At 67.4% G+C, this 12,949-nt stretch carries 13 protein-coding genes; 8 read left to right on the forward strand and 5 right to left on the reverse strand.

Annotated features, from left to right (window positions below; all coding sequences use genetic code 11):
• Positions 1-2 precede the first annotated feature (2 nt).
• Positions 3-554 carry a GNAT family N-acetyltransferase gene (locus tag HWX08_RS02455; protein ID WP_174920693.1) on the forward strand — a complete coding sequence of 184 codons (552 nt, stop codon included), beginning with the start codon at positions 3-5 and terminating at the stop codon, positions 552-554.
• Between the two features lie 40 nt (positions 555-594).
• Here HWX08_RS02455 and HWX08_RS02460 read toward each other — a convergent pair whose 3' ends face one another.
• A complete protein-coding gene (locus HWX08_RS02460; protein ID WP_174920694.1) occupies positions 595-1,521 on the reverse strand; it encodes an ADP-ribosylglycohydrolase family protein in 927 nt (308 codons plus the stop codon).
• Between the two features lie 313 nt (positions 1,522-1,834).
• Here HWX08_RS02460 and HWX08_RS02465 point away from each other — a divergent pair, with 313 nt between their 5' ends.
• Positions 1,835-2,248, forward strand: a complete 414-nt coding sequence (locus tag HWX08_RS02465; protein ID WP_174920695.1) for a PPC domain-containing DNA-binding protein — start codon at positions 1,835-1,837, stop codon at positions 2,246-2,248.
• A gap of 153 nt (positions 2,249-2,401) precedes the next feature.
• Here the strand turns inward: HWX08_RS02465 and acnB are convergent, their stop codons facing one another.
• From acnB to HWX08_RS02485, 4 genes are all read right to left on the reverse strand, one after another.
• Positions 2,402-4,987, reverse strand: a complete 2,586-nt coding sequence (acnB, locus tag HWX08_RS02470; RefSeq protein WP_069260253.1) for a bifunctional aconitate hydratase 2/2-methylisocitrate dehydratase — start codon at positions 4,985-4,987, stop codon at positions 2,402-2,404.
• Positions 4,988-5,322: 335 nt separating this feature from the next.
• Positions 5,323-5,796 carry a nuclear transport factor 2 family protein gene (locus tag HWX08_RS02475; RefSeq protein WP_174920723.1) on the reverse strand — a complete coding sequence of 158 codons (474 nt, stop codon included), beginning with the start codon at positions 5,794-5,796 and terminating at the stop codon, positions 5,323-5,325.
• A 301-nt stretch (positions 5,797-6,097) separates the two neighbouring features.
• Positions 6,098-6,346, reverse strand: coding sequence for an adhesin (locus HWX08_RS02480; RefSeq protein WP_069260251.1), 249 nt, complete (start codon positions 6,344-6,346; stop codon positions 6,098-6,100).
• A gap of 660 nt (positions 6,347-7,006) precedes the next feature.
• Positions 7,007-7,441, reverse strand: a complete 435-nt coding sequence (locus HWX08_RS02485; protein WP_069260250.1) for a universal stress protein — start codon at positions 7,439-7,441, stop codon at positions 7,007-7,009.
• 368 nt (positions 7,442-7,809) lie between these two features.
• On the opposite strand from HWX08_RS02485, the gene HWX08_RS02490 reads away from it, so the two are divergent.
• The 6 genes from HWX08_RS02490 (at position 7,810) to HWX08_RS02515 (ending at position 12,946) form a co-directional block, all read left to right on the forward strand.
• Entirely contained in the window at positions 7,810-9,294 is a 1,485-nt protein-coding gene (locus tag HWX08_RS02490; RefSeq protein WP_174920696.1) for an amidase, read from the forward strand.
• Positions 9,295-9,826: 532 nt separating this feature from the next.
• Positions 9,827-10,513, forward strand: coding sequence for a hypothetical protein (locus HWX08_RS02495; protein ID WP_069260248.1), 687 nt, complete (start codon positions 9,827-9,829; stop codon positions 10,511-10,513).
• A 121-nt stretch (positions 10,514-10,634) separates the two neighbouring features.
• The gene (locus HWX08_RS02500) at positions 10,635-11,465 is read left to right on the forward strand and encodes an arylamine N-acetyltransferase family protein (protein WP_174920697.1); all 831 of its coding nucleotides are present in this window, start codon (positions 10,635-10,637) and stop codon (positions 11,463-11,465) included.
• A gap of 87 nt (positions 11,466-11,552) precedes the next feature.
• A complete protein-coding gene (locus HWX08_RS02505) occupies positions 11,553-11,729 on the forward strand; it encodes a ribbon-helix-helix domain-containing protein (protein ID WP_069260246.1) in 177 nt (58 codons plus the stop codon).
• 1 nt (position 11,730) lies between these two features.
• Complete coding sequence (locus tag HWX08_RS02510) at positions 11,731-12,078, forward strand: VOC family protein (RefSeq protein ID WP_174920698.1); 348 nt, start codon at positions 11,731-11,733, stop codon at positions 12,076-12,078.
• Positions 12,079-12,085: 7 nt separating this feature from the next.
• A complete protein-coding gene (locus tag HWX08_RS02515; RefSeq protein WP_174920699.1) occupies positions 12,086-12,946 on the forward strand; it encodes a class I SAM-dependent methyltransferase in 861 nt (286 codons plus the stop codon).
• Positions 12,947-12,949: the final 3 nt, after the last annotated feature.

Consider the following 12,949-nt stretch of genomic DNA (forward strand, 5'->3'; position numbering starts at 1 on the left):
CCATGCCCGTGTTCGAACCCGTCACGCTGAGTACCTCCCGCCTCCTCCTGCGGCCGCTGCGCGAAGCCGACGCGCACGCGTTCTTCGAGATCTGGTCGGATGTGGAAGCGATGCGCTATTTCTCGTTCGCGCCGATGACGCGCGTCGAACAGGCCGTCGAGCGCGTCGCGCGCAACCTGACGACGTCCGCGAGCGGACAGGACCTGATCTGCGTGCTCGAACTGCGGGAAACCGGCGAAGCGCTCGGCGAATGCGCGCTGTTCCATGCGAACGACCAATGCCGGCGCGCCGAGATCGGCTTCAGCCTGCGGCGCGCGTTCTGGCGCGGCGGCTACATGCGCGAGGCGGCATCGGCCGTGCTCGATCACGCGTTCGGCACGCTGCGGCTGAACCGGATTGAAGCCGATATCGATCCGCGCAACGTCGCATCGGCGCAGTTGCTCGAACGGCTCGGGTTCACGCGAGAAGGGGTGCTGCGCGAACGCTGGATCGTCGGCGACGAAGTGTCGGACAGCGCGCTGTACGGGTTGCTGGCGAGCGACCGGCGCGCGTGATGCGCAGGCATGCGGGGCACTTGGGCGCCGGCGCGATGACTCACAGCTTCGCGAGCCGGTCCTCGACCATGTCTCTCCCGCGCAGCGTCGCCCTCCATCGATCGGGCAGCGCCTGCTCGCCATACAGCGCGCCGGCGAGGCTGCCGGCGATGGCCGCCGTCGTATCCGTGTCGTTGCCGAGCGCGATCGCGCGCTTCACGCAGTCTTCGTAGCTGCGCGTCGACAGCAGGCAATGGATCGACGACCAGAAGCTGTCGACCACGTACCCGGAGCCTTGCGGCGCATCGAAGCGGCCATCGAGCACGACCTTCAGTTCGATCTCGTCGGCCGTGCCCGCGTAGCGCGTCAGCAGCTCGTCTTCGGCCGCGCGCACCGCATCGGGCGCGGGCTGGCCTTCGACGATGCCCCACGCCGTCAGCCCATAGAGCGCACAGCACAGCTGCGAGCGCACGTGGCCGTGCGTGACGACGCTCTGCCGGCACGCGAGCCGGATCGTTTCGTCGCGCGATGCGGCGGCCATCACCACCGGAAAGCAGCGCATCAATGCGCCGTTGCCGTTGTCGTGCTCGCCGTCCGGGCCGGCCGCTGACGGCGCCGCGCCGGCCGCCAGCGCATGGAGCGCCCGCTGCGTCTGCAGGCCGACGTCGAACACGCAGCCGTCCGGCGTGAAGGCGCCGCGATGAAACCAGTCCTGCAGGTTGCGGGCGAACGCATCGAGGTTCAGGCTGCGGTCGTCCGTCAGCGCGTCGAGCAACGCGAGCGCCTGCGCGCCGTCGTCGCTCCAGGTGCCGGGCGGCACGCCGTCGTGTGCGCGCGCAAAGCCGGGCGGCGGCGTCATGTCGATCGCGGCGGGCGGCGGGATCGACGCCGCGTCGTGGAATTCGTACGGCACGCCCAGCGCGTCGCCGATCAGCAGGCCAAGCAGGCCGCCGCGCAGCCGGTATCGTCGGTTCGGAATCGCTGTCATCGGAACGGGTTCGGATGGGTGGTTCGCGTGGAATACGGTGCAGGCTAGACCATTCGCCCGCGCATGCCTAGCCGATATGTCGCGGCCGGTGCGAACGCATGCCGTAGGGGCGGTGTGCGCCGGTGAACTGGAGTCGAACGGTAGCGGACGAACCGATACCGGGAAGACGATACATCACGGCCGGGAAATTTTCGCTGCAACGAGGGCGCGCAATGCGTGCCGCCGCCGACCGACCGGGCGACGACGGCCTTGCCCGATTGGTGGCGCGAACTTACCCTTTGTCGACATCCCGGCTCCGAACAGGATCGCGACCATGCAAGCCCACCCTCTGCGTCTGTCCCCCGGCGACGACCTGCGCGCGTCGATCGAGCATGCATTGCGTCGGCACGACGCGCACGCGGCATTCGTGATCCAGGGCATCGGCAGCCTGAGCGTCGCGCAGTTGCGCTTCGCCGGGGCCGACGCGCCGACCGAACTGCGCGGCGACCTCGAAATCCTGACGCTGGCCGGCTCGGTATCGCCGGACGGCGCACACCTGCACATGTCCGTTTCCGATCGCGTCGGCCGCGTGTCCGGCGGCCATGTGGCCAGCGGCTGCGTGGTGCGCACGACCGCCGAGATCCTGCTGGCCGTGCTGCCCGCGCATCGCTTTGCGCGCGAGCCCGACCCGCACACCGGCTTCAACGAACTGGCGATCCGCCGCGAGCCGGGCGGCGACGGCACGTGACCGTCGCGACACGGCGCTTGAATCGCCGGTCATTCGACGGCTGATCGACCGGAATCCCGGCGCCGGATAAAAAATGGCGCCGCAGGCATTGAGCCTGCGACGCCATCGCGTGGCGCTGCGACGTCGACCGCCCGTCGCAGCCCCTGCGCGTGCTTACAACTGCACGGTGTCGGCCACTTCCTTGAAGTCTTCGATCTGGTCGAAGTTCATGTACTTGTAGATCTTGTCGCCGTTCGCGCTGAGCACGCCCATGTCGGCCATGTACTCTTCCTTGGTCGGAATCTTGCCCAGACGCGAGCAGATTGCGGCCAGTTCTGCCGAGCCGAGATACACGTTCGTGTTCTTGCCGAGACGGTTCGGGAAGTTGCGGGTCGACGTCGACATGACCGTCGCGCCTTCGCGCACCTGGGCCTGGTTACCCATGCACAGCGAGCAACCCGGCATTTCGGTACGCGCGCCGGCCGTGCCGAACACGCCGTAGTGACCTTCTTCGGTCAGCTGCTTCTGGTCCATCTTGGTCGGCGGCGCGACCCACAGCTTGACCGGAATGTCGCGCTTGCCTTCGAGCAGCTTCGACGCGGCACGGAAGTGACCGATGTTGGTCATGCACGAGCCGATGAACACTTCGTCGATCTTCGCGCCGGCGACGTCGGACAGCGTCTTCACGTCGTCCGGATCGTTCGGGCATGCGACGATCGGCTCATGGATGTCGGCGAGGTCGATCTCGATGACGGCCGCGTACTCGGCGTCGGCATCCGGCGACAGCAGTTGCGGGTCGGCCAGCCACTGTTCCATCGCCGCGATCCGGCGCTGCAGGCTGCGCGGATCCTGGTAGCCCTGCGCGATCATCCACTTCAGCAGCGTGATGTTGCTGTTCAGGTACTCGATGATCGGTTCCTTGTTCAGGCGCACCGTGCACCCGGCCGCCGAACGCTCTGCCGACGCATCCGACAGCTCGAACGCCTGCTCGACCTTCAGGTCGGGGAGGCCTTCGATTTCGAGGATGCGGCCCGAGAAGATGTTCTTCTTGCCTTGCTTGGCGACCGTCAGCATGCCCTGCTTGATCGCGTACAGCGGAATCGCGTTGACGAGGTCGCGCAGCGTGACGCCCGGCTGCATGTTGCCCTTGAAGCGGACCAGCACCGATTCCGGCATGTCGAGCGGCATCGTGCCGGTGGCGGCCGCGAACGCGACCAGGCCCGAGCCTGCCGGGAAGCTGATGCCGATCGGGAAGCGCGTGTGCGAATCGCCGCCGGTACCGACGGTGTCGGGCAGCAGCATGCGGTTCAGCCACGAGTGGATCACGCCGTCGCCCGGGCGCAGCGCGATGCCGCCGCGCGTGCTGATGAAGTTCGGCAGCGTCTGGTGCGTCTTCACGTCGACCGGCTTCGGATACGCGGCGGTGTGGCAGAACGACTGCATCACGAGGTCGGCCGAGAAGCCGAGGCACGCGAGATCCTTCAGTTCGTCGCGGGTCATCGGGCCCGTGGTGTCCTGCGAGCCGACCGAGGTCATCTTCGGTTCGCAGTACGTGCCCGGGCGCACGCCCTGGCCTTCCGGCAGACCGCACGCGCGGCCGACCATCTTCTGCGCGAGCGAGAAGCCCTTGCCGCTGTCGGCCGGCTGGTGCGGCAGGCGGAACAGCGTCGACGGCGCGAGGCCCAGCGCTTCACGCGCCTTCGCGGTCAGGCCGCGGCCGATGATCAGCGGAATGCGGCCGCCGGCGCGCACTTCGTCGAACAGCACGTCGGACTTGACCTGGAATTCGGCGATGACCTTGCCGTCCTTCAGCGCCTTGCCTTCGTACGGGCGCAGTTCGACCACGTCGCCCATGTTCATCTGCGACACGTCGAGCTCGATCGGCAGCGCGCCGGCATCTTCCATCGTGTTGTAGAAGATCGGGGCGATCTTGCCGCCGAGGCACACGCCGCCGAAGCGCTTGTTCGGCACGAACGGGATGTCTTCGCCGGTGAACCACAGCACCGAGTTGGTGGCCGACTTGCGCGAGGAGCCGGTGCCGACCACGTCGCCCACGTAGGCGACCAGGTGACCCTTTTCCTTCAGCGATTCGATGAACTTGACGGGGCCGCGCTTGCCGTCTTCTTCCGGCGTGATGCCCGGGCGCGCGTTCTTCAGCATCGCCAGCGCGTGCATCGGGATGTCGGGGCGGGTGGTGGCGTCCGGCGCCGGCGACAGGTCGTCGGTGTTGGTTTCGCCCGTGACCTTGAACACGGTGATGGTCAGGCTTTGCGGCACTTCCGGACGGCTCGTGAACCATTCGGCGTCGGCCCAGCTTTGCAGCACGGCCTTCGCGTGCGCGTTGCCCTTGTCGGCGAGTTCCTTCACGTCGTGGAACTGGTCGAACATCAGCAGGGTTTTCTTCAGTGCGTCGGCGGCGACGGCGGCCACGGCTTCATCGGACAGCAGCTCGATCAGCGGCTGGATGTTGTAGCCGCCGAGCATCGTGCCGAGCAGTTCGGTCGCGCGTTCGCGCGAGATCAGCGGGCAGGCGGTCTCGCCCTTGGCCACGGCGGCCAGGAAGCCGGCCTTCACGCGGGCGGCTTCGTCGACGCCGGCAGGCACGCGATGGGTGATCAGGTCGAGCAGCGTCTGCTCTTCGCCGGCCGGCGGGTTCGTCAGCAGTTCCACCAGTTCGGCGGTCTGTTGAGCCGTCAGCGGCAGGGGAGGAATACCGAGCGCGGCGCGGGCGGCCACGTGAGCACGAAAGTTTTCAAGCATGGGGAGACCTGCTGATATTGCGTTTGAGGGGAAGGCCTTGCCGGCACTCCGGGGCTGTTCCAGGCACTGCTTTGCAGCCGGATTCTAATCTCAATGCGCTTTAACGTCAAATGTCTTATGTCTTATATAAGAGTTGGCGGTCGGAGTGCGGGGAAGCGCGATGGCGCGGGGGAGTCGGTGGTTTCGGACGTGTAGCGGAGGCGCGGGTGGCCCCGAAGCCGACGAAAGCCGGTTTCGCCAGTACGGTCTCAAGAATCCGGACGGTGTTCTGCCCGATCCGGCTTGCCACCCGATCGACGCGACGATGAAGCGATGACGGCGAGTAATGGTGGGTGCTATTTCCGTTTCGCGCGATACGCGTCGAGATTCTTCCGCGCCTGCGCGCGGATCGCCCGTTGCACGAAAGGTGTCCAGCCGAGCAGCGCGCCTTTCAGCCCCAGTGCCTGACGCGACCAGCGCCACAGGTCGAAGCTGTCGCGATGCTCGACGATGCGTCCGTCGCGAAACCGGAACCGCGCATCGATCCGGTTGACCACCATGCGGTTGGTCGCGGTGAACCGGTATTGGGCGGTCCACCTGGCGCGCCCGGTCTGTTGATCCGCGTCGACGTCGCCGAACGTCAATGAAAAGTCCTGCGCACGCGCGACCAGCATGCGCCACATGTCGCGTGCGAGGTCGCCGCGCAGTTCGCCGAACGCCGGATCGCTGAAGACGACGTCATCGGCGTAGCAGGCGAGCATCGCGTCGATATCGCGCTGCTGGAATGCGGTGTAGAAGCGCTGGATCAACTCGGTGTTCGGATGGGTCACTTCTGGATGGGTTGTGGTTGCCGAAGAGGCGGCGTTTCGGTGCGGCGGCCGGAAATTCGGCCGGTTGAGCGACCGGAGCATGGCGAACGGCAACGATGCCACGATCGAGCCGATGCCGGCGCGTATTCTTCGCGACTCTGCCGGTCGGTCACGCGCAGATCTGCAGACGTGCGGTGTGCCGCCGCCCGTATCGTGACATGCGTCTCGATCTCGATCGAAAAAGCGGGAAGGGAGGCGGGTGGGTGCGGCCGGGGTTCAGCCGGCATGGGCCGGCTGCGACCGGAGCGTCAACCGACGTGCATCAGCGGTTCGCCAGCGCGACATCCGGGTTGCCGCGCCCCGTCACCAGGCAGCCCGACATGTATGCCTCGCTCTGGCTGCCGGCGGCCGCTTCGCCGAAACCGCGGCCGAGCGCGTCGACCTTCACCTGCGCGGCGCCCTGTTCGCAAGCAAGCGGGCTGGTGTCGCGGCCCTGCGCGTGCAGGATCGCGCGACCGCCAATGAGATAGGCCAGCAGCGCGAAAACAGCGATATGTACGGCTCGTCTCATGGTTCGTCTCCTCGTCGCGCTAGCGTAACGCGGACCCGCTTGACGAAGCACTTGGGGGTTCCCCCGGTAAACGTCTGCTGAAACCGCGGTGAACGCGGTGGTTCTGTCCCGTTTTTCGGGCTCGGCGTGCGGCGGGGGCACACAATTTCAATGCGGCCGGCGGACGAAACCGGACGGGCGGCGAGACGTTGGCGCGATGGTTTTCAGCGCAACCGGCGCGCGATTCACGCGAGTTTGACGAATGTCAGGGTACGGGCGGGAGGGGGCGGTCGTGCGGCCGTTCAGAGCGATAGCATGAATGCACGATTTGACGGAACGCGATCGCGGAGGCGCGCATCGGTTCCGGCAAGCAGGTGCGTGTTGAACATCGCTATCGAAATAGTGAGGAATCCAAATGCTTGACGTCTCTTCCGTGTTGATCAGCCTCGCCCCGATGTGGGCCATCCTGCTCGTTGCATCTTCGGCGGCCGCCTATTTCGTATTCTGGCGCAAGGTCATCGAATAAGCGCTGCTTGAAGGCGGGTGCGCGTGCGGGCGGCATGACATCACGCGTTGCGTAACGCCCGCATGCGTGCGGCATTGCTCGTTCGATCGCCGCCGAGGCTGACGAACGACTCGTCGGCGCGAACCGCCGTCACCGCGCCGCTGCGCGTCATCCCGTCATTGCACGGCCGTGACCGGCACGTTCGAAATCCGCACGAGCCGGCTCATCACGCTGCGGCGAAACACCGACAGCAGCGCATGCAGCGGACCGTGCCGTGGCGCGACGACCACGATCTCGTCACATCCTGTTTCTGCCGCGACGGACGCGATCGTATCGGCCACCGGGCCCACCTTCATCACGACGCTGTACTTGACGCCGGCTTCCTGCAGGATCCGTTCGGCCATCGCCAGATCGTCGGACGCGAACTTCTCCTCGATCGAACGCAGCCGCGACAGCGGATGGTAGGCCTCGAGCCGCGTCGATTCGAGCGGCACCTGAACGTTGATCAGCACGATCTCCGATGCGCACCGTTCGCGATACAGGAAGGTCGCATGGCGAACCGCCTGAAGCGAGCGGGGTGAGTGGCCGACCGGAACCAGCAGCTTGAGCATGAACGTTGTCCAGGAAACGAGATGATTCCAGCGTAGCGCGCCGCCGGGCCGAACGATCTAAAGAGAACGGGCGACCGCGTAAAAATGTCGTTAACGCGGGCCGCCTCGTGCCGCGCCTAATAGAAATATAAGAAATTTAAGTTTATGCGCATAAACGATTTCATCGGCCGGGGCGGCGCGCGGCAAGCGTGGCCTGCTGGCCCCGATTTAGTCGAAACCGCAATGAATCGCGGCGGAAAATATCGGAGGTGGCCGATCCGGCGTCGCGTAGAGTAGTGCATCGGCCGCGGCGCGGCCGCTTCCGGCCGGCTCGGGAGCGACCACCGTCATGCGGCCCGCCATTCCATCCCGCTTCCAGGAGACCCCGCATGCCGCACGGCGCCCCGCAGCTTCTCGCTCCCGCTTCCATCCCGGTCGACCCGATCGTGCGCCTGTCGGCGAGCGAGCTCGCGTCGGCGATCCGCGGCAAGGCCGTGTCGTGCGTCGAGACGATGCGCGCGTATCTCGATCACGTCGAGCGTGTGAACGGCGCGGTCAATGCGATCGTCGCGCTGCGCGATCGCGACGCGCTGCTCGCCGAAGCCGCGGACAAGGATGCCGCGCTCGCGCGCGGCGAGTACCACGGCTGGATGCACGGGATGCCGCAGGCGCCGAAGGATCTGGCGATGACGAAGGGGCTGCGGACGACCTTCGGCTCGCTGATCTTCCGCGAAAACGTGCCGCAGGCCGATTCCGTGGGTGTCGCGCGGATGCGCGCGGCCGGCGCGATCTTCATCGGCAAGACCAACACGCCGGAATTCGGGCTCGGCTCGCATACGTTCAACGAGGTCTATGGCGCGACGCGCAACCCGTACGACCAGACGAAAAGCGCGGGCGGCAGCAGCGGCGGCACGGCGGCGGCGCTCGCGTCGCGGATGCTGCCGGTGGCGGACGGCAGCGATTTCGGCGGTTCGCTGCGCAATCCGGCCGCGTTCTGCAACGTCTACGGCTTCCGTCCGTCGCAGGGCCGCGTGCCGCGCTGGCCGGGCGTCGACGTGTTCGTGCAGCAGCTCGGCACGGAAGGGCCGATGGGCCGCACGGTCGGCGACGTTGCGCAGCTGCTCGCGATCCAGGCCGGCTACGACCGCAACGATCCGCTGTCGCTCGCGGAAGATCCGGCCGTGTTCGCGCGGCCGCTCGACGCCGACCTGCGCGGCAGGCGGATCGCGTGGGTCGGCGACTGGAACGGCTATCTCGCGACCGAGGCCGGCGTGCTCGCGCTGTGCGAACAGGGGCTGGCGACGTTGCGCGAGATCGGCTGTGACGTCGATGCCGCGCTGCCGGCGTTCGCGCCCGACCGGATCTGGCGTCTGTGGCTCGCGCACCGGCATCTGCTGTCCGGTGGCGGGCTGCTGGCGCACTATCGCGATCCGGCGCGGCGTGCGCTGCTGAAGCCCGAGGCGATCTACGAGGTCGAAGGGCTGCTCGCGATGCAGGGCGCGGCCGTGTTCGACGCGAGTGTCGAGCGCACCGCGTGGCATCAGGCCGTGCTGAGCTTCTTCGACCGCTACGACTTCATCGCGGCGCCGACCGCGCAGGTGTTCCCGTTCGACGTCGAGCAGCGCTGGCCGAAGGAGATCGCGGGCCGCGCGATGGATACCTATCACCGCTGGATGGAAACGGTCGTGCCGTGGACGCTGGCCGGCTGCCCGGTGATCAGCGTGCCGGTCGGCTTCAACGACGCGGGGCTGCCGATGGGGATGCAACTGATCGGGCGGCCGCGCGCGGATCTCGCGGTGCTGCAGCTCGCGCGTGGTTACGAGCAGGCGGCCGATTGGGTGGGTGCGCGACTGCCCGGGTGGATGGCTGCGTAGCCCGGTGCAATCGTAGCCGCAGCCGGGGCTGGTTGCGGAGGGTGGATCGAGAAGCGGGCGGCGGCAAGCTGCCCGTTTTGCATTGAATCCCGAATGTATTGTCAGGTGGCTTGCGTCACGCCGCCATGGCAACGGCAACGGCAACCGACTCGGACACCGAAGCGTCGCGCGACAGCGTGGCGCCACGTCACGATCGCTGCGCGGTACCGTCCGCAGCCACTGCAGCGCCGATCGATGGTGATACGACGCACATTCAAAGACGCGCGACGTCTGGCAGACCTCCGGCCGTATCACTGCGCAATCGCGCAACCGCTACCGTCGACCGTCATTCCTGCAACTCGCGAACGAATTCACCCGCGTGCCCGACTATCGCGCAGCCTACGCGGATGAATCCACCCCTGCGCATACGCCGGCCTAGGAATTGCAAGCGTCCGCGCCACGTGATTTCGTTTCGATGTGTTTCAGTCGTTGCGGCGGCGCGCGGCGCGCTTCGACAATATCGGCTTCGATCATTCCGGCACGAGGAACACACATGAAGCAGATTCGCGCGACGGGCCGGTACCTGGCCACCGCAGGCATCGCGTTCGGAATCCTGGCGAGCGGCGCCGCGCACGCGCAGCTCGACCTGCAGTCGATCGGCGCGTCGCTGCTCGGCGGCGGCCAGCAGCAGGCCGCGCCCACGCAGGGCGGCGTCGCGCAGTTGCTGCAGGCGTATGTCGGTGCGAACCAGCAGGTGCTGACCGGCCAGTCGTCGCTCGCGTCGGCGATGGGGCTCACCGGCGCGGCCGGGCAGGCGCAGCAGGCCGCGAGCCAGCTCACCGGCGGCGATGCGCTGACGCCGGCCGCGCTGTCGCAGATGGGCGGCGCGCAGCAATCGGTGTCGCAGGCGCTCGGCCAGGCCTTCGCGAGCGGCGGCGCGACGCACGGGCCGATCGACAAGCAGGCGTTCAGCAACGGCCTCGCGTCGCTCGGGCAGGGGCTCACGCAATATTCGCAACTGCAGTCGGGGCTCGGCAATCTCGGCTCGACGAGCGCGGCGTCGCTGTTGCAGTCGGGCCTGAATCCGCAGAACATGCAGGCAGCGTCGTATATCGCGCAAAGCGCGCCGGGCCAGTTGCAGTCGCTCGCGACGACGCTCAGCCAGGCCGTGCAGTTCGCGACGAGCCAGGGCATTTCGGTGCCGTCGGTTGCGTCGTCCGCGCTGAAGCTGCTGCCGTAACGTTGCGCGGGGCCGCGCGCGATCCGGTGCCGGCAGCACGCGCGGTGCGAAGAGGGCCCCGCACAACATGGGGATGGCGCACGATGCTATCGTGGCGTGTCCCTTTGTTCGGTGCAGGTTCATGACAGACTCGTTCGACCTCTCGCGCTACTTCTCCCGCATCGGCTACGACGGCCCGGCCGAGCCGACGCTCGACGTGCTGCGCCGGCTGCATCTGCTGCACCCGCAGGCGATTCCGTTCGAAAACCTCACGCCGCTGACCGGCGCGCGCGTGTCGCTCGACCTGCCGTCGATCGTCGACAAGGTGCTCGCGCATCGCCGCGGCGGCTACTGCTTCGAACTCAACAAGCTGTTCTACACCGCGCTCACGGCGATCGGTTTTCGCGTGACGCCGATGATCGCGCGCGTGCGCTGGCTGCTGCCGCCAGACGTCGCCACCGCGCATACGCACATGCTGCTGCGCATCGATCTCGACGGCGCGGCCTGGCTCGCGGACATCGGCTTCGGCAGCGCGACGCTGACCGCGCCGCTGCGCTTCGTGCCGGACGAGCGGCAACTGACGCCGCACGGCGCATTCCGTATCGTCGCCGCGCCGGTCGACGGCGAATTCGACATGCAGATCGAGACGCCCGACGGCTGGCAGACCACCTACCGTTTCCAGCCGAAGCGGGTCGAGTGGATCGATTACGACGCCGCGAACTGGTTCACGTCGACGTATCCCGAATCGATCTTCCTGCATAACCTGATCGCCTGCCGCGTGCTGCCGGACGGCCGCGCGGCGCTGCGCAACACCACGCTGACGATTCGCGATGCGGCGGGCGTCGGGCGCACCGTCACGTTCGACGATGCGGCCGCATGGGGCGCCTGCCTGCGCGACACGATCGGCATCGACACGACGGGATTCGATCTCGACGCGCTGTTCGCGCGGCTGGCGGCGCACGTCGCCACGTAACCCCGATTCACGACAGCCGATCGCGGCCCGCATGCGCGGGCTGCGTTGGCAATTGACTTTTGCTATATTGCTAGCATACTAGTAACCATGACCGACGAAGAAGTGAAGCAGTTCAACGTGTACCTGCCGCTGAGCCTGATCCGGCAGGTCAAGCATCGCGCCATCGAAACGGAGCAGTCGCTGTCCGCGCTGGTGGCCGACGCATTGCGCGCGTACCTGGCCGCACCGCGGCCGGGCGCGGGGCCGTCCACCAAGGAGGAGTGACATGTCATCCGAGCGAATCGAAGCCGTGTACCTGACGACGCACAACTGGGGCAAGTCGGCGAAATTCTTCCAGGCGCTGGGCTTCACGCTGGAGTTCGAAACCGATCACCAGTCGGGCCAGTTGCGCAGCGGCGACGGCCCGTTCCTGTTCATCGCCGAAGTGCCGCCGGGCGAGACGCCCGATATGCAAGTCGTGCTCAAGGTGGCCGACGAGCACGCGGTGCGACCGCAGCCGATCGTCGACGTCGTCACGCCGTTCGAGGATACCCACTGGGGCACGCGCGACATGACCGTGCGCGATCCGGACGGCCGCGTGTGGCGTCTGCAGGCGCCGGGCAAGGGCGTGTGAGGCTGGCATGGCCGAACTCCGCGAAACCGCCCCCGACAGCACGGCCGCCCGCGTCGCGCTTTGGCGTGCGCTGCACGTCGAACTCGATGCGCCGCCGCATGTGCTCGCCGACGAAGTCGGGCTGCAATTGCTCGCCCCCGAACCCGGCTGGCAGCAGCGCGGCGACATGGACCCGCAGTTCACGCGGCCGTTCCGTGCGTCGATCGTCGCACGGGCGCGCTTCATCGAGGATCTGGTGGTCGAGCAGGCCGCGCGCGGCGTGAGTCAGTACGTGATCCTCGGCGCGGGTCTCGACAGCTTCGTGCAGCGCCGGCCCGACATGGCGTCGCGCGTAACCGTGTTCGAAGTCGATCCGCCGGCGCCGCAGGCGTGGAAGCAGCGCCGCCTGGTCGAGCTCGGTTTCGGCGTGCCCGACTGGCTGCGTTTCGTGCCGGTCGATTTCGAGGCGAAGCAGTCGTGGCGCGCGGCACTCGTCGGCGCGGGCTTCGATGCCGGCAAGCCGGCGGTCGTGGTGTCCACCGGCGTCAGCATGTACCTGACGCACGAAGCGAACGCGGCTGCGTTGCGCGAAGTCGCGTCGCTCGCGCCGGGCTCGACGCTCGCGATGACGTTCCTGCTGCCGCTGGAGAATGCCGACCCGGATGTGCGCCCCGGGCTGGAAATGGCCGCGAAGGGCGCGCGCGCGAGCGGCACGCCGTTCATCAGCTTCTTCATGCCGGCGCAGATCCAGGCACTCGCGCGGGAGGCCGGTTTCGCGCAGGCTACGCACGTATCGGCGGCCGAACTGACGCGGCGCTATTTCGCCGATCGCACCGACGGCCTGCGGCCGCCGAACCACGCGGAAGAGCTGCTGGTCGCGACGGTCTGAGCC

It is taken from the genome of Burkholderia metallica (assembly GCF_902832845.1).
Classification (GTDB): Bacteria; Pseudomonadota; Gammaproteobacteria; order Burkholderiales; family Burkholderiaceae; genus Burkholderia; species Burkholderia metallica.

Bases quoted from the DNA above. Each gene is read 5' to 3' on its own strand.
- HWX08_RS02485 (WP_069260250.1), bottom strand. From the start codon at position 7,441: ATGCTCAAGCTGCTGGTTCCGGTCGGCCACTCACCCCGCTCGCTTCAG.
- HWX08_RS02515 (WP_174920699.1), top strand. From the start codon at position 12,086: ATGGCCGAACTCCGCGAAACCGCCCCCGACAGCACGGCCGCCCGCGTC.
- HWX08_RS02460 (WP_174920694.1), bottom strand. From the start codon at position 1,521: ATGACAGCGATTCCGAACCGACGATACCGGCTGCGCGGCGGCCTGCTT.
- HWX08_RS02490 (WP_174920696.1), top strand. From the start codon at position 7,810: ATGCCGCACGGCGCCCCGCAGCTTCTCGCTCCCGCTTCCATCCCGGTC.
- HWX08_RS02465 (WP_174920695.1), top strand. From the start codon at position 1,835: ATGCAAGCCCACCCTCTGCGTCTGTCCCCCGGCGACGACCTGCGCGCG.
- HWX08_RS02455 (WP_174920693.1), top strand. From the start codon at position 3: ATGCCCGTGTTCGAACCCGTCACGCTGAGTACCTCCCGCCTCCTCCTG.
- HWX08_RS02505 (WP_069260246.1), top strand. From the start codon at position 11,553: ATGACCGACGAAGAAGTGAAGCAGTTCAACGTGTACCTGCCGCTGAGC.
- HWX08_RS02495 (WP_069260248.1), top strand. From the start codon at position 9,827: ATGAAGCAGATTCGCGCGACGGGCCGGTACCTGGCCACCGCAGGCATC.
- HWX08_RS02510 (WP_174920698.1), top strand. From the start codon at position 11,731: ATGTCATCCGAGCGAATCGAAGCCGTGTACCTGACGACGCACAACTGG.
- acnB (WP_069260253.1), bottom strand. From the start codon at position 4,987: ATGCTTGAAAACTTTCGTGCTCACGTGGCCGCCCGCGCCGCGCTCGGT.
- HWX08_RS02500 (WP_174920697.1), top strand. From the start codon at position 10,635: ATGACAGACTCGTTCGACCTCTCGCGCTACTTCTCCCGCATCGGCTAC.
- HWX08_RS02480 (WP_069260251.1), bottom strand. From the start codon at position 6,346: ATGAGACGAGCCGTACATATCGCTGTTTTCGCGCTGCTGGCCTATCTC.